This is a genomic window from Methylomagnum ishizawai, assembly GCF_900155475.1.
In the GTDB taxonomy this organism is placed as follows: Bacteria; Pseudomonadota; Gammaproteobacteria; order Methylococcales; family Methylococcaceae; genus Methylomagnum; species Methylomagnum ishizawai_A.
The window spans coordinates 4107139-4130007 of the sequence record NZ_FXAM01000001.1; the positions used below are offsets into that span (position 1 = coordinate 4107139).

At 64.9% G+C, this 22869-nt stretch carries 20 protein-coding genes; 11 read left to right on the forward strand and 9 right to left on the reverse strand.

Annotation, left to right across the window (positions count from 1 at the left end; genetic code table 11):
- Window positions 1-3: 3 nt before the first annotated feature.
- The gene (gene plsY / locus B9N93_RS18465) at window positions 4-600 is read right to left on the reverse strand and encodes a glycerol-3-phosphate 1-O-acyltransferase PlsY (RefSeq protein ID WP_085215697.1); all 597 of its coding nucleotides are present in this window, start codon (window positions 598-600) and stop codon (window positions 4-6) included.
- Between the two features lie 77 nt (window positions 601-677).
- Here plsY and folB point away from each other — a divergent pair, with 77 nt between their 5' ends.
- Window positions 678-1040, forward strand: coding sequence for a dihydroneopterin aldolase (gene folB, locus B9N93_RS18470; RefSeq protein ID WP_085215698.1), 363 nt, complete (start codon window positions 678-680; stop codon window positions 1038-1040).
- Complete coding sequence (gene folK / locus B9N93_RS18475; protein WP_085215699.1) at window positions 1033-1530, forward strand: 2-amino-4-hydroxy-6-hydroxymethyldihydropteridine diphosphokinase; 498 nt, start codon at window positions 1033-1035, stop codon at window positions 1528-1530. Before folB ends, folK begins: the two co-directional genes overlap by 8 nt.
- A 6-nt stretch (window positions 1531-1536) precedes the next feature.
- Here folK and B9N93_RS18480 read toward each other — a convergent pair whose 3' ends face one another.
- Complete coding sequence (locus tag B9N93_RS18480) at window positions 1537-2379, reverse strand: RibD family protein (RefSeq protein ID WP_085215700.1); 843 nt, start codon at window positions 2377-2379, stop codon at window positions 1537-1539.
- A gap of 206 nt (window positions 2380-2585) precedes the next feature.
- Between B9N93_RS18480 and B9N93_RS18485 the strand changes: the two genes are divergently transcribed.
- A complete protein-coding gene (locus tag B9N93_RS18485; RefSeq protein WP_085215701.1) occupies window positions 2586-3800 on the forward strand; it encodes an MBL fold metallo-hydrolase in 1215 nt (404 codons plus the stop codon).
- An 11-nt stretch (window positions 3801-3811) separates the two neighbouring features.
- On the opposite strand, the gene B9N93_RS18490 is transcribed toward B9N93_RS18485, so the two are convergent.
- The 5 genes from B9N93_RS18490 to B9N93_RS18510 all read right to left on the reverse strand — a co-directional run bounded on the left by B9N93_RS18490 (window position 3812) and on the right by B9N93_RS18510 (window position 9287).
- Complete coding sequence (locus B9N93_RS18490; protein WP_125469055.1) at window positions 3812-4111, reverse strand: DUF333 domain-containing protein; 300 nt, start codon at window positions 4109-4111, stop codon at window positions 3812-3814.
- 24 nt (window positions 4112-4135) lie between these two features.
- The gene (locus B9N93_RS18495; RefSeq protein ID WP_085215703.1) at window positions 4136-6832 is read right to left on the reverse strand and encodes a CARDB domain-containing protein; all 2697 of its coding nucleotides are present in this window, start codon (window positions 6830-6832) and stop codon (window positions 4136-4138) included.
- A 116-nt stretch (window positions 6833-6948) separates the two neighbouring features.
- On the reverse strand, window positions 6949-7806 hold the full coding sequence (locus tag B9N93_RS18500) for a DUF58 domain-containing protein (protein ID WP_085215704.1): 858 nt from the start codon (window positions 7804-7806) through the stop codon (window positions 6949-6951).
- Window positions 7803-8855 carry an AAA family ATPase gene (locus tag B9N93_RS18505; RefSeq protein WP_085215705.1) on the reverse strand — a complete coding sequence of 351 codons (1053 nt, stop codon included), beginning with the start codon at window positions 8853-8855 and terminating at the stop codon, window positions 7803-7805. Before B9N93_RS18505 ends, B9N93_RS18500 begins: the two co-directional genes overlap by 4 nt.
- Before the next feature lie 102 nt (window positions 8856-8957).
- Entirely contained in the window at window positions 8958-9287 is a 330-nt protein-coding gene (locus tag B9N93_RS18510) for a hypothetical protein (RefSeq protein ID WP_085215706.1), read from the reverse strand.
- A gap of 365 nt (window positions 9288-9652) precedes the next feature.
- Between B9N93_RS18510 and B9N93_RS18515 the strand changes: the two genes are divergently transcribed.
- The gene (locus B9N93_RS18515; RefSeq protein WP_254899429.1) at window positions 9653-11584 is read left to right on the forward strand and encodes a serine/threonine protein kinase; all 1932 of its coding nucleotides are present in this window, start codon (window positions 9653-9655) and stop codon (window positions 11582-11584) included.
- Window positions 11585-11684: 100 nt separating this feature from the next.
- On the opposite strand, the gene B9N93_RS18520 is transcribed toward B9N93_RS18515, so the two are convergent.
- Entirely contained in the window at window positions 11685-13139 is a 1455-nt protein-coding gene (locus tag B9N93_RS18520) for an alkaline phosphatase PhoX (RefSeq protein WP_085215707.1), read from the reverse strand.
- A gap of 283 nt (window positions 13140-13422) precedes the next feature.
- A complete protein-coding gene (locus tag B9N93_RS18525; RefSeq protein ID WP_085215708.1) occupies window positions 13423-13917 on the reverse strand; it encodes a SixA phosphatase family protein in 495 nt (164 codons plus the stop codon).
- A 304-nt stretch (window positions 13918-14221) separates the two neighbouring features.
- Between B9N93_RS18525 and B9N93_RS18530 the strand changes: the two genes are divergently transcribed.
- The 7 genes from B9N93_RS18530 (at window position 14222) to B9N93_RS18560 (ending at window position 22819) form a co-directional block, all read left to right on the forward strand.
- A complete protein-coding gene (locus B9N93_RS18530; protein ID WP_254899430.1) occupies window positions 14222-15817 on the forward strand; it encodes an OpgD/OpgG family glucan biosynthesis protein in 1596 nt (531 codons plus the stop codon).
- Window positions 15814-16290, forward strand: coding sequence for a hypothetical protein (locus B9N93_RS18535; protein ID WP_085215710.1), 477 nt, complete (start codon window positions 15814-15816; stop codon window positions 16288-16290). Before B9N93_RS18530 ends, B9N93_RS18535 begins: the two co-directional genes overlap by 4 nt.
- A 117-nt stretch (window positions 16291-16407) precedes the next feature.
- On the forward strand, window positions 16408-18477 hold the full coding sequence (gene mdoH, locus B9N93_RS18540; protein WP_085215711.1) for a glucans biosynthesis glucosyltransferase MdoH: 2070 nt from the start codon (window positions 16408-16410) through the stop codon (window positions 18475-18477).
- 8 nt (window positions 18478-18485) lie between these two features.
- Window positions 18486-19103 (forward strand): uracil-DNA glycosylase family protein, encoded by a 618-nt coding sequence (locus B9N93_RS18545; protein ID WP_439897117.1) that lies wholly within the window; start codon window positions 18486-18488, stop codon window positions 19101-19103.
- A gap of 403 nt (window positions 19104-19506) precedes the next feature.
- A complete protein-coding gene (locus B9N93_RS18550) occupies window positions 19507-21252 on the forward strand; it encodes a fatty acyl-AMP ligase (protein WP_085215712.1) in 1746 nt (581 codons plus the stop codon).
- A gap of 64 nt (window positions 21253-21316) precedes the next feature.
- Window positions 21317-22531 (forward strand): cytochrome P450, encoded by a 1215-nt coding sequence (locus B9N93_RS18555; RefSeq protein ID WP_085215713.1) that lies wholly within the window; start codon window positions 21317-21319, stop codon window positions 22529-22531.
- 39 nt (window positions 22532-22570) lie between these two features.
- Window positions 22571-22819, forward strand: coding sequence for an acyl carrier protein (locus B9N93_RS18560; RefSeq protein ID WP_085215714.1), 249 nt, complete (start codon window positions 22571-22573; stop codon window positions 22817-22819).
- Window positions 22820-22869 lie beyond the last annotated feature (50 nt).

Below are 22869 nucleotides of genomic sequence, written 5' to 3' on the forward strand. Positions count from 1 at the left end.
GTCCTAACCCTTCTTATTGCCGATCTTGCTCTCTTCGCCCTTGAGCAAGCGTTCGATATTGCCCTTATGCCGCCAGAACAACAGGGCGCTCATCACCACGGCGACGGCGGTCAGCGCGGGCGACTGCCCCGCCCACAGCCAGACATAGACCGGGGCCAAAGCCGCCGCCACCAAGGCCGACAGCGAGGAATAGCGGAAGGCGAAGGCCACACCGATCCAGGTCGCCAGCGCCGCCGCGCCGACCCCCCAAGCGAACCCGCTCAAAATCCCCAAGGCCGTGGCGACGCCCTTCCCGCCCTTGAAGCCGAAGAACACCGGGAACAAATGGCCGATGAACGCGGCCAGCCCCACCAATCCCACAACCATGGGTTCCGCGCCCAATCCCTTGGCGATCAACACCGGGATCAAGCCTTTCAGCGCATCGCCCAGCAGGGTGATGATGGCGGCTTTCTTGCCGCCGAGGCGCAGCACATTGGTCGCGCCGGGATTCTTGGAGCCCTCCTCGCGGGGGTCGGGCAGATCGAACAGGCGGCTGACCAGCACCGCGCTGGACAAGGAACCCAACCCATAGGCCAAAGGAATCAAAATCCATTCCAACATCGCAGCACCACCCCGGTTGTAAAATTCGATCTTTTTATGCTACCAATTCCGCACACTCAACACAGGACGGATTGGCGATGGACATTATATTTCTCCGGGGTTTGCGGATCGAGACGGTGATCGGCCTCTACGATTGGGAGCGCAAAACCAAGCAGGCCGTGATCCTGGACTTGGAAATGGCCACGGATATCCGGCCCGCCGCCGCGTCCGACGATATCGCCCATACCGTCGATTACAAGGCGGTGTCGCGGCGGCTGATCAGCTTCGTCGAAACCAGCGGCTGCCTCCTGGTCGAAACCCTGGCCGAGCGCATCGCCGGGATCGTGATCGAGGAATTCGGCGTGCCCTGGCTGCGGCTGACCTTGAATAAGCGGGGCGCGATCCAGGGCTGCGACGTGGGCCTCGTGATCGAGCGCGGACACAAGCCGGGACATGCCTGAGGTTTTCCTAGGGCTGGGCAGCGCCCGCGACCGGGAACGCCACCTCCCCGCCGCGCTGGCCGAATTGGCGCGGCTGTTCGGCCCCTTGCGGGTGTCCAGCCTCTACGAAACAGCGGCGGTCGGTTTCGAGGGACCGGCTTTTCATAACCTCGTGGTCGGTTGCGAGACCGCGCTGTCCCCCGCCGAACTCCTCCCCTTGCTCAAAGCCATCGAAGACCGGCAGGGCCGGGTCCGACAAGCCGACCCGCCCGTGCCGCCGACCCTGGATATCGATTTGCTGCTCTACGGCGATGTGGTGATGGAAGAAGGCAAGTTGAAGCTACCCCGCGGGGATATCCTGCGCCATGCCTTCGTGCTGGAACCCTTGGCGGAAATCGCCCCGGACCACCGGCATCCGGTCGATGGCCGCCGCTATGCCGAACTGTGGGCGGCGTTCGACAAGGCCGGATTGGTTCGGACCCGGCTCCCGGCCCCCTGGTGCAAGGAATAGCGGGCGTTATAGGACCGCGCCGGGCGCGAACTGCGCGAACCACTGGCCCGCGCCCGCAGGCGTTTCGGCATCGTAATACAAAGACATCAGCCGAAGCCGCCCAGCCTTCCCCAATTCCGGTCCCGGCAACAAGCCATGGAAGCCCAGACCGCCCAGCAGTTGATGGGTGGTGGTGAGGAACAAGCGCGACAGGCAACCATCCCGCACCATGGTTTCCAACATCCGCGGCCCGGCGACGAGATACGGGGTACGATAGCCCAGACCGCCCAATTGGCGGGTCAGGGCACCGCCTTCCACCGTCTTCCCCGCGCCCGCGACCAGCACTTCGTAGCCTCGATCCCGCCAATACGCGACCTTGCCCGGATCGGCCTGGGTGCCGGTGGCGATATAACAGGTCTGGCCGTGGGCGCGGAGCGATGGCGGCAGCGGGAAATCCAGGCTGGCGCTGGCGACCACCACGGCGGGCTGCGGCGGCAAGCCCTGGGCCTCGCGCCAAGCGGGCAGATCGTGCCCGGCTTCGTGCGCCCCGACTTGCAGGATGTTTCCCAGCCGCCCCGCCGCCAGCGCCCGCAAATAGCCGCCATGGGTGACAAGGCAATCGGCCTGGGCGTGCAATTCCAGGAACAGCCGGAAATCGTTGGGCGAGGTCAGGCGCTTGGGCAGATAGGTCTTGCCCCCGGCGTCTTCCAGGGCGATGCGGCCATCCAGGCTGCTGACGAAATTGGCGTAGACGAAGGGAGCCGCCGGACTGCCCAGCCGGTGCAGGCCGAGACCGAGATACAACCCTTCCAAGCCGACGGTGGCGGAACGCGGCGGGAAAAGACCTAGCAGTTGGGGAAACCGGGGCATGGGGAAATCTCCGGGACCGGGGTGGTTCAATGTCCCCCTCCCTCGCGGATGACGTGATAAAACCGGACTTGTCGCAAAACTCGATCCTTAGCTTGAGGTTATCATTGATTGGCCCCGGACGGCTTCGATCCGGGGAAAACCGCCGAGCGGACAGGCACCAGCGGGCATGGAATCCCAATCTTCCCACGAACGCCCCGGATTAGCCCATGCCATTGGCGGACCCGCCCGAACCCCTGTACCTGCTCGCAGCCTGCCCGGACTGGAACCCACCCCATCCGCCCGGCTTCAAATGCCTGGACCGGACCCTGGGAACCCACCCCTTGGCATGGATACTCGCCACCCGGCCCGCCGGGCTGGTGCTGGACGGCGACGCGCCGGAATCCGAGGGGCTGGAACTGCTGGCCGCGATCCGGCACCGCCCGGAACTCGACGCGACCCGCTTGTTCCTGCTGTCACGCTCCCCCGCGACCCGCGCCACGGCCTACGCTCTCGGGGCCGACGAATGCTTGCCAAAGCCCTGTACGCCGGAACAACTGACCGAAGCGTTCCACCAACACGGGCGTTTCGAGTTGACCTTCTGGGGAGTGCGCGGCACCCTGCCCATCCCCGGTCCCAAGACCCTGAAATATGGCGGCAACACCTCCTGCGTCGGCCTCCGCATCGGCGGGCACCGCCGCTTCGTATTCGACGCCGGCACGGGACTGCGGATGTTGTCCAACCACCTGATGGGCACCGACGGGGGCCGCTTCGACGGGCGGATTTTCATTTCCCACCCGCATTGGGACCATTTCAACAGCCTGCCGTTTTTCCAGCCGCTGTATTTTCCCGGCAACCATATCGTCCTGCACGGCCCGCCCCAGGGCGAGCGCAGCCTCCGGGATTTGATCGACGACCAGATGGACGGGATTTTCTTCCCGATCACGGTCGGGGCGTTCCAGGCCGAGGTGGAATACCTGGACCTGTGGGAAGGGGTGCATCGCTTCGACGGAGTGCGGGTCGAGGCCAAACGCCTATGCCATCCGGGGCATTGCCTCGCCTATCGGGTCGATTATCAAGGCCGCTCGGTCGCCTATGTGACCGACAACGAGTTGGGCGCGCGTGGCCCGGACGATACCTCGCTACGGGAATTGATCGGCTTCCTGGACGGCGTCGATGTGCTGATCCACGATTGCACCTATTTCGACGACGAATACCCCAAGCGGGTGAATTGGGGCCATTCCAGCATCGGACAGGCCAGCCGCTTGGCCCACGCGGCCGGTGTCCGCTATTTCTACCTGTTCCACCACGACCCCGACCACAGCGACGCCGATATCGAGCGGAAGCTGGCGCTGGCCGAGCGGCACCTACACGGCCTGGGCTCCAGCACCCGCTGCCGCATCGCGGGCGAGGGCGATAGCCTGCGGATCGACCGCTTGGCCTGAAGCTTGGGGCGCTAATGCCCGCGGACCGGCTCCGGCGTCGCGGGCGGGGACCGCTCCGCCGCCGCCGGACACTCGCCCCGGAAATAAGCCCAGGCCTCGCAACGCCGTCCGCTGTCCGGCTCGACGCAGATCGTGCCGGTCGGGACGCCGTGGGTCAGGATGGGTTCGGTACGCCAACCGTCGGCGGCGCATTTGACATCGGCGGGATTGGCCAATCGCGCCCTCGCGGGCGGCTCCTGGGAAACCGCCGTTCCTCCACAGGCGCTCAGCAGCAAAGCCAGCAGCGCGCCCCATCGCATTCCCCGTCGCATAGGAACCTCCTCGATGGCCCACGCCTAGGGCATGGGCTTGGCCTGGGTGATCGGGAAAATGGCCGCGTTCGCGGCCCGTATCCGTTTGCTGTAGGTCTTTTCAGCCTTGGGAACGGACGCGGTGCCGATGTTCAAGCCCTCGTCGATGAATTCCATGGTCCGTTGCCCGCCCGAGGTCTGGCCGATACGCACTTTGCGTAGCTGCGCGACCTGGCCCGGTAGCCGCTTGCCGTTATAGGCGGCTTGCCCATTCTGGAAAGCCTGGGTGGCCGTCCCCGTGGACGCAGTGGCGGACAGGGCACCGCTGGCGGCCTGCGCCTGGGTTGCCGGTTTCGCGCTGGCGAACCAATCGGTGGGCAGATAGGCATAATCCCAATAATAGGAAAGATTATCCTCGTCCGATTCCTGCACCACGTTCTCCTCGTCCACCGACAAAGCCACGTAATAAATCCCCGCCTGAATCTTGTTGGAATTCTCGTCGTAGTTCACATTGAACGGCAAGGGCGGCGGGTTGGAAAAATCATCGCGGGAAACCGCCTGGTTCGGAGCCAAGTCCTGGCCAATCGTATCGCTCGCCACCACCCAATAACCGCCGGAGAAATCGATCAACTCCAGCTTGACCGTCCAACCGCCCGGCGCGGTCTGGGCACCGTAGTTGTAGATATCGTAGCTCAGGTAAGCCTCACCGGCGCTATCCCAATAGGTATACCAGTTATCGATATAAAGATCGGGCAAACCATTAGTCAGAGGGACGGCACTTTCACCGACGGAAACATTATTATCCTCGTTGGTTTCCGGTATCTCGTTGAGATCGTCCACCAAGAGGGCCAGATAATAATCGCCGGGTTCGATACGGGTGGGAAGCTGGAATTCGATACCATTGCCCTCGGCGATTTTGCGGTAGGCGCTTTCGCCGGTTTTGAGATCGAAGGGGATGGGCTCGTAGACCAGATAGAGATCGCTGGCGTTGATGACGCGGTCCTTGGACAGCATCAGGCTGACATTGGCCGCGCCTTCCGCCACCGTGGCCTGGCCGCCGTTCGAGACCTCCCATTCCAGTTGGCCGCTGCCGCCCAGGGTATAGCCCGTCACCTGCACATTCCAGCCATTGATCTGCAAATCGGCCAGCTCGCTGGCGGGCAGGGGCGGCACCGGATCGGGTGTCGGGGTAATATCGCCGTCGGGCGCGTCGTCCATCACCCACATTTGGAAAATGATGCCCTTATCGCGGATGAAGTCGTAAGGCATCCAGAAAAAGCCCTGATCACCCCAGCCCGTGCCCCAGGAATTGATGACTTTGATGGCCCCGCCATAGCGGTTGTTGTCGTAACCCACGGCGGTCACGGCGTGCAAGCCGTGCGGCCCGTTGTTGCTGCCGGCGTCGGAGTTGTAGACCGAATCCGTCCCTTGCAGATGGTAGAACTGGTCGTAGACCTTGATCCCCAACACCACCGGGCGGCGCTGGGCCAGCGCGGCTTTCAGACCTTGCAGGTCTTCCACCCGCTTGTAATCCAAACCCTTGAATTTCGGCCCTTCCTCCAACGCCGCCAGATCGGGCTGGGTCCAGTAATCCCGATCCGAATAAGGCATGGTGGCCAGCGTGGCCGCGCCCTTGCCCGCCGCCGGTCCCTGGCCGATCACCACATCCAGCGCGTCGTAAATCTGCGAGCCGTTGTCCTCGCCGCCGTTGATCTGGTTGTAGAGATAGGCCGGGCTGAACAAATGCGCGACCGTATCGAGCGACCAGCCCAATTCCACTTCTTCCTGATAGCTCTTCAAGGCATAGGCCACGGCCCAGGCCACGCAACTGCCTTGCTGACCCTGGTCGCCGGGCAGCGGGAAGCTGGGGCTGAGGTCCACCGAAGGCGGTTCGGTGGGCGCGGTACCGGTCGAGCCGTAGACATTGGTGGAAAGATGGGAGCTGTCGTAGCCGGAATAGGTCTTGCCGTCGAGGGTCTGCCCGCCGGTGCCCTTGTCGCCGTTGTCGGGCTGGACCAGGATTTGCACTTCGGCCTCGGGGCTGAACAACCGGCCATCGCTGACCCGGTAGGGCAATGTGAGGGTGCCTTGGAATCCGGCGGCGAAAGCGACATAGAGCAACCCGGTTTTGGAATCGACGTAGGCGCTGGTATAGCCGGTGCCCTGGGCGGGCGCGGTCAATTCATAGCTCAGGGTGTCGTTGTCGGGATCACTGCCCGAGAGTTGCAATTGCAGATAGGGCACCGCCGAGTCGGCGGTCTGGCTCAGGGCGTGGGCGGTGGGGGCGCGGTTGGCGGTGGCCACGACGACGCTGATATTGGCGCTGTTGTTGGCGGGGTTGGAATCGCGTTTGGCCGATTTCACGCTGGCGCTACTGTCCAGCCCGCCCTCGGCCTGCGGCGTCACCAGGATCGACCAGGCCGCGCTGGTGCCGGGCCGCAGCCGCTTGAGCTTGCAGGTGATACGGTGTTGGCGGCGGGCCTTGGGGCTGGCGAAGCGGCAACCGGGCGAAGCCGATCTGAACACCGCCCCGGCAGGCAAGGTATCGGTCAGCACCACGCCCAGGGCGGCTTTGGGACCGGGATTGGCGACGGTCAGCGCATAGGTCAGGTTTTCACCCACCGCGACCGGATTGGGGGTGGCCTCCAGGGTCAAGGCGAGGTCGGCACCCGTGGCCCCGCCGGGCAGCCAAGGCAGGGTCAACAGGGCCAGCAGCAAACGTGGGTTCATCGCTTTGTTCATCCTATCCTCCTTGGTTGTAAAAGCTTGATCCTAGCGATGCGCCCGGCCCTGGCGGACCGGGAAGGCGGAAACCCAAGCCGGTGGCGGGGCTTGCGGCAACCGGGTCGCGTTATCGTCTAGGACGGCGGCGCGACCCCGGAGACGAAATAGCGCGTCATGGCGTCGGCGTCGAACTGGTCGGCCAGGAAAAACGGCTCGCGCCCCCGATAGGCGCATAACCGGATCAACGCCTCGCGGCGGGCCGCGAACGCGGCCCGGAACCGCTCCCGGAGCGCCGGACGCATCAACAAACGCCGCCGCGCTCCGGTTTCCGGGTCTTCGATAGCCACCAGCCCGAATTGTGGCAGCCGCTGGTATTCGGCGCTATCCCACACCACCACCGGCACCACATCGTGCCGCACCAGCGCATCCAGCAGCCCTTCGGCCCAAGCCAGCGGGAAATGGAAATCCGAGACCAAAAACACCAGCGCCCGCCGTTTGCCCAGGTGCGGCGCGGCTTCCAACAATCCCCCGGCGGAACGACCCGTCGGCGTGAAATCCTTCAGCCGGGCTTCGAGTTCCGGCCCCGCGCCCTTGTGGAAGCGGCAGGGCAGGCACAGTTCCCAGCGGATACCCTCGTCGCAACCGATGAACCCGAACCCATCGCCGCTCCGGTAGGCGGAATAGGCGCAAGCGGCAGCGAACCGGGCGAGCAGATCGAGCTTGGCGGCGCTACCCCGGAACCCCATCGAGGCGGAAAGATCGGCCAGTACATAAACCGGAATGGAACAGCGCTGACGGAAAGTGCGGGTCAATAATTGCCCGAACGGATCGCGCAGGCTGGCGCGGAAATCGAGATGGCGCGGATCGGGATGGGCCAGGAACGGCGCATGGCCCGCGAATTCGTGGCCGCCGCCGAAACGGGCACCGACATGGCCGCCCGGATGCAAGCCCGCCGTGCGCCAACCGACGGCATAATGGAATTCCGGGATCACGGCGCGGCCACCCGGCCCAGGATGCCCGCCATCAATTCGCCGATCACGGCCTCGCGGCGCAGTTCGTAGACCGGGGCGAGGAACACCCGGTGCGCCGTGGTCTCGACGAACACCCGCTGGATATCCTCCGGCAGCAGATAATCGCGCCCGTCCAGCCAAGCCGCCACCCGCGCCGCCCGCATCATCATGCTCATGCCGCGGGGACTGGCCCCGGCCAGGATCAATTGGTCCATCTGCACACCGTCCAGCCTCACGCCGTAATCCTGGGGCTTGCGGGTGGCCTGCCAGAGATCGAGCGCGTAGCGTTGCAGGGTCGGGCTGGCCTGGATGCCGTTCTGGATGGCGCGGGCGATATCGGGAATCTCGCGGTGGGCCAGGACGCCGGGCCGGACGTTCTCGATCAGCCGGTCCACATCGTGGAACCGCGGCTCGAACATCAGGGCCAGCCGCAGATCGGGATCGTCCGGCGTCTCGATATGCAGTTCCATCATGAAGCGGTCGCGGGCCGCCGAGGGCATCTCGAAGGTTTCCTCCTTCTCCACCCGGTTGCGGTCGGCGAACACCTGGAGATAGGGAAACACCTGCTCGCGGTTGAAAGCCGTGACGCTACGCTCCGCCATCACCCGCAACAACAGCGAATGCACCTGGGGCCGGGCGCGGTTGACCTCGTTGAAGAAGAACACCGACAGGCTTTCCCCGTGCTTGAGGATGGGGCCGGGATCGACCCTGGGCTTGCCTTGCTCGTCGATATAGGTGTGGTAGACCAGATCGTTGGGCATCAGGTCGATGGTGCCCTCGATGCGCTCGTAAACCCCGCCCAAACCCCGCGCCACCGCCCGCAGCAAGGTGGTCTTCCCCACCCCGACATCGCCTTCCAGCATCACATGGCCGCGGGCGAAGACCGCGACGGTGATCTGGCGCACGGCGTGGTCGAGTCCCACCACGGCCTTATGGATTTCGCGCTCGAACGCCAGGGCGCGGTCGCGCCATTCGGCGAGCAGGCGGTCTTTGTCGAAGCTGGGATTCGGATTCGGTTCGGCGGCTGGCATGGAGGCTATCGGCGGGTGGCGGTCGGGACGGATAGTTTAGCGCCCAACAACAAAAACCCCGCATCAGCGGGGTTTCGCGGGGTCCGGGCCGGAAGGCGGGCTTCAGGCTTTGGAGGCCGGGCTGGGAATCAGATCGTCGAAGCGCTTGACTTGGTCCTGGCCGAAGTAGATCAATTGCAGGCCGATATCGAGCAGCAATTGGTGCAGCTTGGTGAACTTGTAGATGCTGTACACCAGATAGCCCAGGGCCGCGATGCCAATCCCCCCGGCGACCGCCACCGGCAGGCCCAGTCCCTGGAACAGATGGATGATCTGGAACATGACATCCAAAGGCAGGACCAACAGCACGCCGAAATAGACCAGCATCATGAAGGTGAACATCACAAAAACGATGAACTTGAAGACCTTCGCCAGAATCGCTTCTGTTTTCATGGATAGATTTTCCTCTTATGGGTTCAATGCGATGGAGTCGGGAATTCTGGAATAGCGGCCAGCGGCGGGCGGAAACCTGTCCCCCGGAAAAACAAAAAGCCGTGGCGTTCCCGGCTTCCTGGATTGGGGCTATTCAAAACCGGGGCATTCTAGCACAAGGCATGTCCCCGGATGCCCGGAAGCCCCTGGGAAAAGACCGTTTCCCGCGATGAGCGATACGGGGGCCGGGGTGTTGCCGGACCTGAACGCCGACCCTGGGCCGGGACGGCGGAAGCCTGGGGATTTTGACCTAAAATGGCCGTTTCCCCGGACCCCAACCGACCTGGGTCCGCCGTGTCTCCCAACATCCAACACCCCCTCCTCCCATGACCGACCTTCAACGCATATTCGAACAATACCAACAGGGCACGCTCGATCTCGACGGTTTGCGGCGGGCCGTGGGCCTTTACGCGGAGCGCGGGGCGGAAGCCCGGAGCGCACTGGCCATCCGGTTGCACGCCGAATATTCGGCGGGGCGCTTGACGGCGTCCGCCTACTTCGCCTTGGAACCCTGGGCGCGCGGCGGCGCGGACCCGGCGGCACCGACGGTGGTGGTGGGCGACGCGCTGGACGAAGACCGCACCTTCGCGCTGGGTTTGGCCGAAGCCACCCTGGTGGTCGGCGGCCCGCCAGACGATGCGCCGACCCTGGTGGTCGGCGCTCCGGGAAACGATGACGCGACCCTGTTGGTTGCCGCCGCGGAACCGACCGTGGTGGTTGGTACCCGTCTGGACGACATGCCCTCCCCGGCCCACGCCGAGGCGGATAGCCCCCGGATCGCGCCCGATCCGGCGGGCGACGATCCAACCTGGGCGCTGCCCCTGGCCGAGGCCACGCTGGCGGTGGGGAACCCCGACGACGCCACGGCGGTGGCGGGTCATTCCGCCAGTCCCACGCCACCGCCAGCCCTCCCCAAGCACCGCACCGAAGCCACCTACGGCACCCAGGCCGCCACCCGCGCCCAACCCCACCCCACACCCCGCGCCGACCGGCCCTTGCAAATCGGCATGATGCTGAAAGAGCGCTTCGTGCTGGAAGAAGTGATCGGCGGCGGCGGCATGGGCACGGTGTTCAAGGCGCTGGATATGCGCAAAAGCGAAGCCCGCGACCGCGAACCCTATGTGGCGCTCAAGGTGCTGAACCCCGAATTCCGCGACAACCCCATCGCCTTGATCGCCTTGCAACGCGAGACCAAACGGGCGCAGACGCTATCCCATCCCAACATCATCAATGTGTTCGACTTCGACCGCGACGGCGGCCATGTCTTCATGTCGATGGAATATCTCGATGGCCGCCCACTCAACCAGATGATCCGGGAAACACCCGGCGGGATGCCGTTCAAACAGGCTTGGCCACTGATCCGGGCCATGGCCGACGCGCTGGGTTACGCCCATAGCAAGGACGTAGTGCATTCCGATTTCAAACCGGGCAATGTGTTCCTGGACAGCCATGGCGAGGTGCGGGTGTTGGATTTCGGCATCGCCTGCGCGGCGGGCCGGGTAGAGAAGGCGGGCGCGGACGCCACCATCTTCAACGCCCGCGACCTGGGGGCGCTGACCCCGGCCTATGCCAGTTTGGAGATGATCCAGCGCCAAGACCCCGATCCCCGCGACGATTTGTACGCCCTGGGCTGCGTCGCCTACGAATTGCTGACCGGGAAACATCCCTACGGCAAGCTGGCCGCCGACAAGGCCTTGGAATTGAACATACAGGCCAAGCCGGTGCCGGGGCTGAACCGCAAGCAATGGCGCGGCTTGCAGCGGGCCATCGCCTTGAAGCGGGAAGACCGGGTGGCTTCCGCCGCCGAGTTCATCAAGGATTTACAGGTACGCACGCCCGCGTTCTACGCCTTGTGGACGCTGGCCCTGGTGGCGGCGGGCAGCAGTGGGGCCAGTGTTTATTTCAGCCTGTTCGCGCCCCAGGAAACGCCCAAGGTGGCGGTCCAGCTCAGCGAGGACCAGCGCCAGCAAATCGCCGACCTGCTGGAATTGGCCGCCATCCATTACGAGGTCGGCTATCTGACCGCGCCGACCGGGAGCAATGCCCTCTGGGCCTATCAGGAGGTGTTGAAGATCGACCCCTACAACGGCGACGCCGTCAAGGGCTTGAGGAAGATCGCCGACGCCCAGGAACAGGCGGCGTGGCAGGCGTTCGAGCAGGGCAATAGCGCCGAGAGCTTGAAGAAGGTGGTGGATGGCCTGGAGGCGGTGCCGGACCATCCGGGGTTGGTGGCTTTGCGGAAGAAGTTGGAGCGGTGAGGGTCCGGTTGGAGACCATAGCGGGCGGCAAGGCCGGCGTTCCGGCCCCCGCCCGGACGGAGCCGCCTCCGGCGGGACAGGCCGGACGCGGCTTTGGGGTTTACCTCAAGCCCGGAACCTTGAAGCCGGTGATCTTGATCAGGTCGTCGGTCCCGAAACCGTCATATGCCGGCATATTGGTGTCGTCCGAGTGCTGGATGGACACGAAGGCGGTGGAGCCATCGCCGATGAAGATGAAGCCGGTGGGTTCGGCCTTGGTATCCTTCACGGACAGGATTTTGGCGCAACCATCGGTCTTGATGTCGCGGTCGGCACCGTCCGGCAAACAGGCGAAGATGTCGCCGTTGTCATGGTCTTCCACCACGTATAGGTTGCCGGTGCGCGGCTGGAAGTCCAGGTTGTCGAAGGAATTGAAATCGGTGTCGCCTTCGACGAAGCGGTTGACGACAGTGGTGCGGCCCGTGGTGTTGAGCGGGTTGCTGTCCACGGCGCAAACGACCTCGGAGTAGTTCTTGCCGCCTTCGTTGCCGGTATCGGTCCAACAAACGCGGACCGCGGCGGGCACGCTGGGATTGCTGTAACGGATATCCTGGTGCAGGTCTTCCGGGCGGTAATAGCCGGTGGCGCCCTTGGTATCGGCTTCGCCGCGGGCGTTGGCGGCGGCGACCTCGATCCAGCCGGCATTGCCGATTTCGCAACCCTGGCCGAACTGCGTCCCGGTGGTGCAGGAAACCTGCATGGCGTAGACCTTGCCATCGACCAGCGGGGAATCGTTCAGGTCGGCGATGTTGCCGACCACGCCACGCGGGGCGGTGGGGATGAACTTGAAGATCGCGCCGCCATCGACATCGGGGGCGGCGGTGCCCGGACGCAGTTCGTCGCCCGCGATGATCACGCCGGTCGGCAGCACAGCCAGGCCTTCCCAGGCCATGGTCGGCAGGGCGGTGCGTTTGACGATATTGCCGGCGGTCGGACCGGAGATGGTGCCAGCGGCGCGGTTGGTCACGGTGTTTTCGGTCGTGGCCAGCGGCTTGATGATTTCGTAGGCGCCGCCATCGTCGGTTTCCTCGGTGGCGAGGATGGTGCCCCACGGGGTGCGGCGGATACCGTCGCAGCCATCCATGCCGCGCAGCAGGGTATCGACCTGGCCGGTGATCAGGTTGATGCGTTGCACGGACGGGTTCATCTTGCCATTGGGCAGGGTTTCCAGATCGCTCTCGACACAGGTGATGAGGTGGCTCGGGGCCTTGTCGTTCGGCCAGAACGCCATCATGTCGGTATGGTTGGCGGCGTTGCGGGTGACATATTCGACGGTCAGGCCATCGGCCGCGGCGATCTGGTCGGCGGCGGACTGGCTTGGATTGCGGTAGCCCGTGCTAGGCGTGACCGGAGCGGTGGACGCCAGCGGCGCGTTGACACCGAACAGGGCCGGCGCACGGTTGGCCATCTGGGTCTCGACGTATTTGCCGAAATCGAAGGCGGAGGCCAGGTTGGGAAGCGCGACGCCCGAGGCCAGCGCGGCGGCGATGGCCACGCGAATGGTGATAGCTTTCATGAGGCAGCCTTTATTCTTTCAAAAATTAACGGACTAGAAGGAACGCCCTCCGTAGGGAAGGTCCAGCCCATGCTATTGCCCTGTCTTTACAGGCGGGCTGCGGTTTCGTTAAGAATCGGCAGCGGCGGTGTGCGCCGGGATGCCTTTGTGGCTTCGACCCCGCCCAGCCATGGAGACCGGGAACCGGCTTAATCGGGCGCGCCCCACCTGTCGCCCTGGCATGTCCCCGCTCCCCGGATTCAGCCCCCATTCATCCCAACCGGCGACAATGCCGCCCCAGACCTCACACATGCCGCTTGGGATAATCCAGCCAAGCCAACCGCCCCGCACCCGCCATCACATGCGCCCAGGACTCCACCCCGAATTCCACCGCCGCCATCCCGCAAGTGGGCAACTCGCCGATATCGCTCTGCGCGAGTTTGTCCACCAGCCGGGTGAATCCAGGGTTGTGGCCGATCAGGTAGACGCATTCCCAGGCATCGTCCAAGCCCCGGATGAGTTCCATCACCATCGCGGGTTCCGGCAAATACAGGCTGGGCCGGAAATCGATGGCTCCGGGATCGTAGCCCACCTGGGCGGCGATGAGTCGGGCGGTTTCGGTGGCGCGGACGGCGGGGCTGCTGACGATGCGGTCGGGCAAGGCGTCGCGGAATTTCAAGACGCCGCCCATGAACGGCGCGTCGCGCAGGCCGCGCTGGTTCAAGGGACGGTTGAAATCGGCCAGTCCTGGATGGTCCCAACTGGATTTGGCGTGGCGGATGACGATGAGGTGTTTCATGGCGCGGGACTCCGGTGGTCTGAGGATGTCCCGCATTGTAACCCCAGCATCGGCACCCGCACGGGACAGGGCCAAACCCGGCCACGGGCGATGCCCCAAACCGGGGCGGATACTGTGCCAAGCCCCGTAGGGTTATAATGTATTTTTATGTAGCGAGCGCCGACACCGCCGGGAAAATCCCCGTCCCCTGGCGGCGCGGGCCAGCGCCAGACTCGTGGTAACGACCGAAGGCCATGCCGGAAGTCGTCGTTTCGACCCGCCTCCCCCCGAAACAGTGATCGAGTTCCCGAAGGACAGAACAACAGTGAAAGCACGAAGAAACCGGATTGCCTTGTTATGCGCCTTGCTAATACCGGTTGCGGTCCACGCCGATCCCGGCAAGCCCACGCCCCCGCCCAACGCGGCCCCGGCCGTCCCGGCCCCCGACGCCAAACCGCCCGCCAAGCCCTTCGAGTTCGCCGACGTGGAACTCAAGGCCCGCGAACTGGCCGGTAAACCCTATGCGCGGGACGACGCCGGGATGCCGGAATTCCTGGGGCAACTCGATTACGATCAATACCGCGATATCCGCTACAAGGCCGACAAGGCGCTGTGGAAAGACGAAGGCTTGCCGTTCCAAATCCAAGCCTTCCACCGCGGTTTCATCTTCAAGGACCGGGTGAGCATCAATATCGTGGACCACGGCTCCGCGACCCGGCTGGCCTATTCGCCGGAGTTGTTCGATTACGGCAAGAACCAATTCCCCGCCCCGCTACCGCCCGATCTGGGATTCGCCGGGCTGCGGTTCCATTACCCCTTGCGCCGCGACGAGGTCTACGACGAGGTGGCGGTGTTCCTGGGCGCGAGCTATTTCCGCGCCGTGGGTTTGGGCCAGACCTACGGGCTGTCGGCCCGTGGGCTGGCGCTGGACACCGGCCTGGCCAAGGCCGAGGAATTCCCCATTTTCCGCGAATTCTGGGTCCAAAAACCCGGTCAGAACGCGGGCGAATTGGTGGTCTATGCCTTGCTGGACAGCCCGAGCGTGACCGGGGCTTACCGCTTCACCCTGCGGCCCGGCCTCGACCTCACCCTGGACGTGGCCAGCCGCCTGTATTTCCGCAAAGCCGTGGAGCGGGTCGGCATCGCGCCCTTGACCAGCATGTTCTTCCATGGCGAGAACACCGACCGCTTCATGGACGATTTCCGGCCCGAGGTCCACGATTCCGATGGGCTACTCCTGGGCCGCAGTACCGGCGAATGGGTTTGGCGTCCGCTCAACAATCCGCGCCAGCTCCGCATCAGCGTGTTCAAGGACACCAAGCCCTCCGGTTTCGGCCTGATGCAGCGCGACCGCGAGTTCGACCATTACCAAGACCTGGAAGCCCAATACCACCGCCGTCCCGGTGCCTGGGTCGAAGCCTTGGGCGATTGGGGACCGGGCGCGGTGTACCTGATCGAAATTCCCAGCGACGCCGAGAAATACGACAACATCGTCGCCTTCTGGGTGCCGGACCAGCCCGCCACCGAAGGCAAGGAGTTCCGTTTCGACTACCGCCTGCATTTCGCCCAGGAAGAATACACGGCGGTCAGCGGCGGCAAGGTGGTCGCCACCCGCATCGGTGCCGCCGAACCCGGCGACAACCAGAACCGCAAGATCGTGGTCGATTTCGGCAGCCCCAGCCTCAAGATGCTCAGCCCCAAGGCCAAGGTCGGCGCGGAGGTCAGCGCCTCGTCCGGCAAGATCGGCAATCTGGTGGTTCACAAGAACGAGGAGAACGGCACTTGGCGCTTGAGCTTCGACCTGGAACCCGTGCCCGCCGAGAAGGACAAGGACAAGGTGCCGGTGGAATTGCGGGCCATGCTGAAATCGGGCCAGGATGTCCTGACCGAAACCTGGGTTTACCAGTGGAACGCCCGATGAACCAAGCGCATCAGGCCGAACCGGCCCACGGGTCTTTGTCGCACGCGGCTTCGATGCGGGTCCAGGCCCAGGCCGGGGAATATTGGCGGCGGCTGTGGTTGTCGGACCCGGCCTTGATCGCGCATTTGACGGAGGAATGCCTGCACCGGGCGCGTAAACGCCTGGGACAGCAAGGCTCGGAGCAAGAATGGCTGATGCGCACGCTGGAAGAAATCCAGCGCCGGTTCGACCACGCCCTGGCCCGCGCCCTGCGCTGGCCGCCCACGGTCGATGGCCACGCCCTCGCCGCCGCCCGCGCGGCCTTCCTGTTGGGCGGCACGCCGAGCGAGGGCGATGCCTTGTTCCGGACGGGCGAGCCCGCGCCGGAGTTCCAAGCCCGGTTGCAAGCCCTCCTGCCCCGTTCCACGCCGCCGGAAGCGCCGCTTTCCATGCCCCCGGCCCCGTTGCGCTTCTGGCTATTCAAGTCGCCGTAGGACGGGTTAGCGTAACCCGCCGTTCCGGGTGCGAATCCACGAACGGCGGGCCGCAGCCCACCCAGCCCAGGATAACGAACCCTAGCTCCTCCAACCCAAGGTTCCCCGGAAATCCCCATGGTCCCGTTCCCCCCCGTGCTGCCCCGCTACGTCATCCTGATCCGGCGCACCCTGTTCCTGATCCTGGTGGCATTCACCACTATCGTGGCGCTCGCCATGATCACCAGCGCCTTCCAGCCCAATGGCATCACCCCGCAGGAACTGGTGCTGCTGTTACTCTATACGCTGTTGATCCTGTGGATCAGCACCTCGTTCTGGACCGCGACCCTGGGGTTCTGGTGCCTCTTATGGGGCGGGGACCAGCGCGGCATCGGACGGGTGCCGCCCACCGCCACCGGCCAGCCCGACCCCAGCCCCCAACGCACCGCCCTGGTGATGCCGATCTACAACGAAGAACCGACCCGGGTATTCGCAGGACTCCGGGCCATTTATCAAACGCTGGTCGAGACCGGGCGTTCCGACGAGTTCGAGCTGTTCATCCTCAGCGATACCCGCGATCCCGACACCTGGATGCGCGAGGAAGTGAACTGGTACCGCATGTGCCACGACTTCGACGCCCACGGCAAGATTTTCTACCGCAACCGCGAGAAGAACATCGCCCGCAAGAGCGGCAACCTGGAGGATTTTTGCCACCGCTGGGGCGGGCGCTACCGCTATATGATCGTGCTGGACGCCGATAGCATCATGACCGGCGCAACCCTGGTGAAGATGGTGGACCGCATGGAAGCCCATCCCCGCGTGGCCTTGATCCAATCGCCGCCGATCCCGGTCAACCAGACTTCGCTGTTCGCCCGCATCCTGCAATTCGCCAGCAGCTTCTACAGCGATGTATTCATCGCCGGGATCAACTACTGGCAATTGTCCGGCAGCGGCTATTGGGGCCATAACGCCATCATCCGCCTAGCCCCGTTCACCCAATATTGCGGCCTGCCCAAACTGCCGGGCCGCGAGCCCTTCGGCGGCGAAATCTTCAGCCACGACTTCGTGGAAGCGGCCTTGCTGCGGGAAGCGGGCTGGGAAGTCTGGCTCGACCCCGAGTTGAAAGGCAGCTACGAGGAATTGCCGCCCACCCTGATCGACTACGCCAAGCGCGACCGCCGCTGGTGCCAGGGCAATTTGCAACATTTGCGGATGGTGTTCGCGCGGGGCTTTTCCGGGCTGAGCCGCCTCTATTTCCTGATGGGCATCATGTCCTACCTGTCCTCGCCCTTGTGGCTGATGTTCCTGATCCTGACCGGGCTGGAGGCTTACATCAAAAGCCAGACCATGCCGGTCTATTTCTTCGGCGACAACATCTTCCCGGTGTGGCCCGAATCCTATGCGGTGGAAATGACCACGGTCCTGCTGGTCACGCTGGCCATGCTGTTCCTGCCCAAGCTGTGGAGCCTCCTGCTCCTGCTCACCCATCCCAAGGATTCCAAAAGCTTCGGCGGTTTCTTCCGGGCCACGCTCAGCGTGTTCCTGGAAAGCGTGTTTTCGATGCTGACCGCGCCGGTGTTGATGCTGTACCAGAGCAAGTTCGTGTTCGCCATCCTGATGCGGCGCAGCGTGGGCTGGCCCGCGCAGAACCGCGACGAGCATCGTTTGAGCCTCAAGGAAGCCGCCGCCGCCCACGGCGGGCAAACCCTGGTCGGGCTGGCGGCGGGCTGGGTCAGCTATGAATATGTGCCGGATTTCTTCCTGTGGCTGATCCCGGTGCTGGCCGGGCTGGTGCTGGCGATTCCGGTGTCGATGCTGTCGAGCAGCGCCGCCGTGGGCCGCTGGGCGCGGAAACTGGGTATCTTCCTGATCCCCGAGGAATACCAAACGCCCCGCGTCCTCCAACTGCTGCACGAAAACCTCGCCCGCGGCGAGGCCGAAGCCGCCGCCCATGCCGCCGAAGGCGAAGCCCGCAACGTGGCCGATCCCGGCGCCTATGCCCTGCATCTGGCCTTGCTGCCCCAGCGCCCGGTGAAGAAGCGCCAACGCCATGAACTCAAGGCGCTGGTCTACCGTTTGGTGGAGGAAGGACCGGACAAGCTGTCCGGCCCCGAAAAGCGCAACCTCATCGCCGACCCGGAAACCCTGGCCCGCCTGCATACCCTGGCCTGGGCCGGGAAGGCGGGGAAAACCGCGCCTTCCGCCTGAGTTCCCCCATGGAGCAACGCCAAATTTTGCTGGAGCGCCATCAGGCGGCGCTCCGCGCCTGTGCCCGCTGTCCCGAGATGATCGGGCCGGTGATCGTGGGCCAGCCGGTGCTATCACCGGTTTTGCTGATCGGCCAAGCGCCGGGCGGCAAGGAAGGCGTCCTCGGCAAGCCCTTCGCCTGGACGGCGGGCAAGACCTTGTTCCGCTGGTTCGCCAGCATCGGCGTCGCGGAAGAGGACTTCCGCCGCCGCGTCTACATGGCGGCGGTGTGCCGCTGCTTCCCCGGCAAGAACCCCAAGGGCGGCGACCGCGTGCCCGCCCCCGCCGAAATCGCCCGCTGCTCGGCTTGGCTGGACGCCGAACTGGAACTGCTGCGACCCCGCCTCGTTATCCCGGTCGGCAAACTGGCGATCCGGCAACTCCTCGCGGCCGACAAGCTCGACCAGGTCGTGGGCCTCGGCCACCGGCTGGAACGGCCCGGCTTGGCCGCCGATATCATCCCCCTGCCCCACCCTTCCGGCGCGTCCACCTGGCACCGCCGCGATCCCGGCAAAACCCTGCTCGAAACCGCCTTGGGCCTGATCGCGGAGCATCCGGCTTGGCTGGCTATACGGCATCCGCCTTGAATCCCGCCCGAGTTATGCACAAACGGGCCTGTCAAGCCCCTTGCGCCGCCTGGCCCTACCGGAAAACTACGGTCCCAGGCCATCCCATTGATTTATATAGAAATTATAGATGGGCGAAAATCTCGCCAACCCAAGGAAAAGCCAAGCGGGACAAGCACTTGGGCCGATTCCACGGATTTATTCCACAGACTTATCCACAGGTCCTGTGGATGGTTCGTGGCGGGCCAGGATGATCTGGCCGGAGTCCCGAACGGCAGCACGCGCTCCCAAGGCAAGCCGGGGCAACCGCTCCGTTCGCGGCCGTTGAGCGCCCCGGATAGGAAAGAGATAATGGCGAACCACCCGCCGGGTTGTCACGACCCGGACCGCGCAAATCCACGCCCCATCCCGCAGCCATCCGCCTATGCATCCCCCCCATGATCGCCACCGCCCATCCCGGCCCGAAACCTTCGTCGAAGTGTTACGGGGGCACGCGCTGGAACGCCCGGACCAGCCCGCGCTGACCTTTTTGGAGCATGGCGAACGGGAAGCGGCGGTATGGAGCTATGCCGAACTGGACCAGCGGGCGCGGGCGTTGGCCGCCCGCCTGCAAGCCCTGGGAGCGGCAGGCCAACCGATCTTGCTGGCCTATCCACCAGGCTTGGAATTCATCGCCGCGTTTTGCGCCTGCCTCTATGCCGGAGCCGTCGCGGTGCCGGTACCGTCGCCCCTGCCAGGCCGGATATCCCCCAGGACGGCGGCGATTGCTGCCGAAATCCGACCACGATGGGTATTGACCACCTCGCCGTTGCTGGACAACCCGGCGTCGTGGCCAGGACTTCCGCCCGGACTGGCCGAGGCCGCTTGGCTCGCGACCGACACCCTCCCCGCCCACGGGGCGGAACACTGGTCGCCCCCGGTCCTCGATGGCCAATCCTTGGCTTTCGTCCAATTCACCTCGGGATCGATCCAAGCGCCCAAGGGCGTCGCCATCGGCCATGCCAACCTGCTCGCCAACCTGGACATGATCCGCGCGGCCTTCGGCCACGACACCGAAACCCGCGTGGTGAACTGGCTCCCGCTGTCCCATGACATGGGGCTGGTCGGGGGCGTATTGCAACCCTTGTTCGTGGGCGGGCGGACCGTGCTGATGTCGCCGCTCGACTTCATGCAGAAACCGGCCCGCTGGCTGTCGGCGATTTCCCGCTACCGCGCCACCAGCAGCGGCGGGCCGAATTTCGCCTATGAATTGAGCGCGAACCGGATACACCCGGACCCAGCCGGGGCATTCGACCTGAGCGGTTGGCGCGTGGCTTTTTGCGGGGCGGAGCCGGTCCGCGCCGACACCCTGGCCCGCTTCGCCGCGAAGTTCGCCCCGGCCGGATTCCAAGCCCGTGCCTTGTTTCCCTGCTACGGCTTGGCGGAAGCAACCTTGTTCGTGAGCGGCGGACCCAAGGACCGCGGGGTGCGCACCATCGATGTATCGACGGACACCCCCCCAGGCGCAACCCGCAGCGCGGTGGGTTGCGGCCTGGGCGGCGGGCCGGGCCAGCGCATCGCGATTGTCGATCCGGGAACCGGAATCCCGGTGCCACCGGGACAAACCGGCGAAATCTGGGTGGCCGGTCCGCATGTGGGGCGCGGTTATTGGAACAGACCCGAGGAAACCCAGGCGGTCTTCAACGCCCGGACCGCAGACGCGGACGGACCTTATCTCCGCACCGGCGATCTGGGGTTCATCGTGGACGGCGAATTATTCATCGCCGGACGGCTCAAGGAGATCATGATCGTGCGGGGGATCAAGCACCATCCCGAAGATATAGAAGCGACGGTGGCCCGGAGCCACCCCGCCCTGGCCTGCGGGGGCGGGGCCGCTTTCGCGGTGGCCACTGGCGAGGGCGAGCAGATGGTGGTGTTGCAGGAAGTGCCACGGCCCGTCCCGGCCCATGCGGATTTGGCGGCCTTGGCCCAAGCGGCTTTCAAGGCCGTGTGCGAAGCGCACGGGGTGCGGCCTTACGAGCTGAGGCTGTTGCGCCCCGGTGCCTTGCCCAGGACGCCCAGCCATAAAGTCCAGCGGCACCTGTGCCGGATCGAATACCAGGCGGACAGGCTCCAGGCTTTATGGACGCTGTCCGGCCAGCGCCGCGCCGACGCTTTGAGCAGGCCATAATTACCCTCGCGGCCGGGCGTTTCTGCTACTTTTTAATAGCCCCAACCATCCTGTAGCCCCGCCCATGCCGACCCTGGACCCCCGCCAGTTCAACACCCTGCTGCCGGAATTCCGCGCCGATCCCTATCCGCTGTATCGGCAGGCGCGGGAGCGGTTTCCGATCTTCTGGAGCGAGGCCGAAAGCGCCTGGGTGCTGACGCGCCATGCCGACGTGCAGGCGGTGCTGGGCGACCCCCGCTTCCTCAACGTGGAGCTAGGGCGGATCGTCGAGCGGATGGCGGATGCCTTGGGCCAGGATTTGCCCGAGTTGTTCGCCCTGTTCGACGCCCTGCCGTTCTTCCACAACCCACCGGCCCACAAGTCCGGTCGCCACTTCCTGGCGCGGGTGCTGGCCTTGCGGCCATTGGCCGCTTACAAAGAGGAAATCACCGCCATCGTCCAGCGGCTACTCGCGCCGCTGGACCGCGACGGCGGCATGGACCTCGCCATCGATTACGCCGAACGCCTGCCGCCCTTGTTCATGGGCGGATTGTTCGGCCTGGGCGAAAACGACTCCCTGTTCCTGGCACGCACCCTGAGCGGAGTTCCCGCCGCGCTCGACCGCGGCCAACCCATGCGGTTTTATCGGCAACTGAACCCGCGACTCGTAGAAGCCTACGAATTATTGCGGGAAGCATTCGCCCAGCGGCGGCGGGTGCCACGGGATGATGGCCTATCCTTGATGCTCGCCCTCGGCGAGGCCGAAGATTCCCTGGGGGAAAACCAACTCGCCGCCCGGGCGGTGGCCCTGTTCCTGGTCGGATTCGAAACCACGGCGGCCCTGATCGGCAATGGCTTGAACCTGCTGTTGGCGCATCCCGGACAACGCCAACAGATCGCCGCCGCGCCCGCCCTGCTCGACGCGGCGGTGGAAGAAACCGCGCGCCTCGAACCGCCCATCCAGCAGACCTCCCGCTATGCGTCCGAGGCTTGCCCGCTGGCCGGGCGGGAAGTCGAAGCGGGGCAGCGGGTGCTGCTGTTGATCGGCTCGGCCAACCGGGACCCCGCGGCCTATCCCGAACCCGACCGCTTCCGGCTGGACCGGCAAGGACCGCCCAACCTGAGCTTCGGCAGCGGCCGCCATGCCTGCCTAGGCACCCAAATCGCCAAGCTCGAAGCCAAACTGGCCTACGCCGGGATACTCGACCGGCCCGGCCTCCGCGTCCAGGGCGGGCCGCCGGAATGGTGGCCTTGCCAGAACCAGCGCCGCTTGAAAAGCCTCCCCGTGGCGCTGGCCTAAGCGCCTGATTTCACCCACCCTTTGCCTCAGGAGTTATTTATGCCGCAAGCGTCCCAAGTCCATCAATGGATGATCAGCTATCTTGGCGAACTGCTAGACCTGCCGGAAGCGGACATCGACCCCGAAGCCCATCTCGCCAATTACGGGCTGGATTCCACCGATGTCATGGTGATCGCGGGCGCGCTGGAAGAACAATTCAGCTTGGAGGTGGACCCCATCTTCTTCCTCCGCAACGCGACGGTTAAGGACATCGTGGACGATCTTAAGAACAGCGGCATCGTCGGTTAGGCGCGGGAGCGTTTCCCGCATGGACCCGCCCAGCCCAACCCACGGAGTTT

What these genes read in the sequence shown, in the direction of transcription:
- B9N93_RS18485 (WP_085215701.1), top strand. Translation starts at nt 2,586, where the DNA reads ATGCCATTGGCGGACCCGCCCGAACCCCTGTACCTGCTCGCAGCCTGC.
- B9N93_RS18545 (WP_439897117.1), top strand. Translation starts at nt 18,486, where the DNA reads ATGGAGCAACGCCAAATTTTGCTGGAGCGCCATCAGGCGGCGCTCCGC.
- B9N93_RS18495 (WP_085215703.1), bottom strand. Translation starts at nt 6,832, where the DNA reads ATGAACAAAGCGATGAACCCACGTTTGCTGCTGGCCCTGTTGACCCTG.
- B9N93_RS18490 (WP_125469055.1), bottom strand. Translation starts at nt 4,111, where the DNA reads ATGCGACGGGGAATGCGATGGGGCGCGCTGCTGGCTTTGCTGCTGAGC.
- mdoH (WP_085215711.1), top strand. Translation starts at nt 16,408, where the DNA reads ATGGTCCCGTTCCCCCCCGTGCTGCCCCGCTACGTCATCCTGATCCGG.
- B9N93_RS18510 (WP_085215706.1), bottom strand. Translation starts at nt 9,287, where the DNA reads ATGAAAACAGAAGCGATTCTGGCGAAGGTCTTCAAGTTCATCGTTTTT.
- folK (WP_085215699.1), top strand. Translation starts at nt 1,033, where the DNA reads ATGCCTGAGGTTTTCCTAGGGCTGGGCAGCGCCCGCGACCGGGAACGC.
- B9N93_RS18535 (WP_085215710.1), top strand. Translation starts at nt 15,814, where the DNA reads ATGAACCAAGCGCATCAGGCCGAACCGGCCCACGGGTCTTTGTCGCAC.
- B9N93_RS18515 (WP_254899429.1), top strand. Translation starts at nt 9,653, where the DNA reads ATGACCGACCTTCAACGCATATTCGAACAATACCAACAGGGCACGCTC.
- B9N93_RS18505 (WP_085215705.1), bottom strand. Translation starts at nt 8,855, where the DNA reads ATGCCAGCCGCCGAACCGAATCCGAATCCCAGCTTCGACAAAGACCGC.
- plsY (WP_085215697.1), bottom strand. Translation starts at nt 600, where the DNA reads ATGTTGGAATGGATTTTGATTCCTTTGGCCTATGGGTTGGGTTCCTTG.
- B9N93_RS18550 (WP_085215712.1), top strand. Translation starts at nt 19,507, where the DNA reads ATGCATCCCCCCCATGATCGCCACCGCCCATCCCGGCCCGAAACCTTC.
- B9N93_RS18560 (WP_085215714.1), top strand. Translation starts at nt 22,571, where the DNA reads ATGCCGCAAGCGTCCCAAGTCCATCAATGGATGATCAGCTATCTTGGC.
- B9N93_RS18480 (WP_085215700.1), bottom strand. Translation starts at nt 2,379, where the DNA reads ATGCCCCGGTTTCCCCAACTGCTAGGTCTTTTCCCGCCGCGTTCCGCC.
- folB (WP_085215698.1), top strand. Translation starts at nt 678, where the DNA reads ATGGACATTATATTTCTCCGGGGTTTGCGGATCGAGACGGTGATCGGC.
- B9N93_RS18525 (WP_085215708.1), bottom strand. Translation starts at nt 13,917, where the DNA reads ATGAAACACCTCATCGTCATCCGCCACGCCAAATCCAGTTGGGACCAT.
- B9N93_RS18520 (WP_085215707.1), bottom strand. Translation starts at nt 13,139, where the DNA reads ATGAAAGCTATCACCATTCGCGTGGCCATCGCCGCCGCGCTGGCCTCG.
- B9N93_RS18555 (WP_085215713.1), top strand. Translation starts at nt 21,317, where the DNA reads ATGCCGACCCTGGACCCCCGCCAGTTCAACACCCTGCTGCCGGAATTC.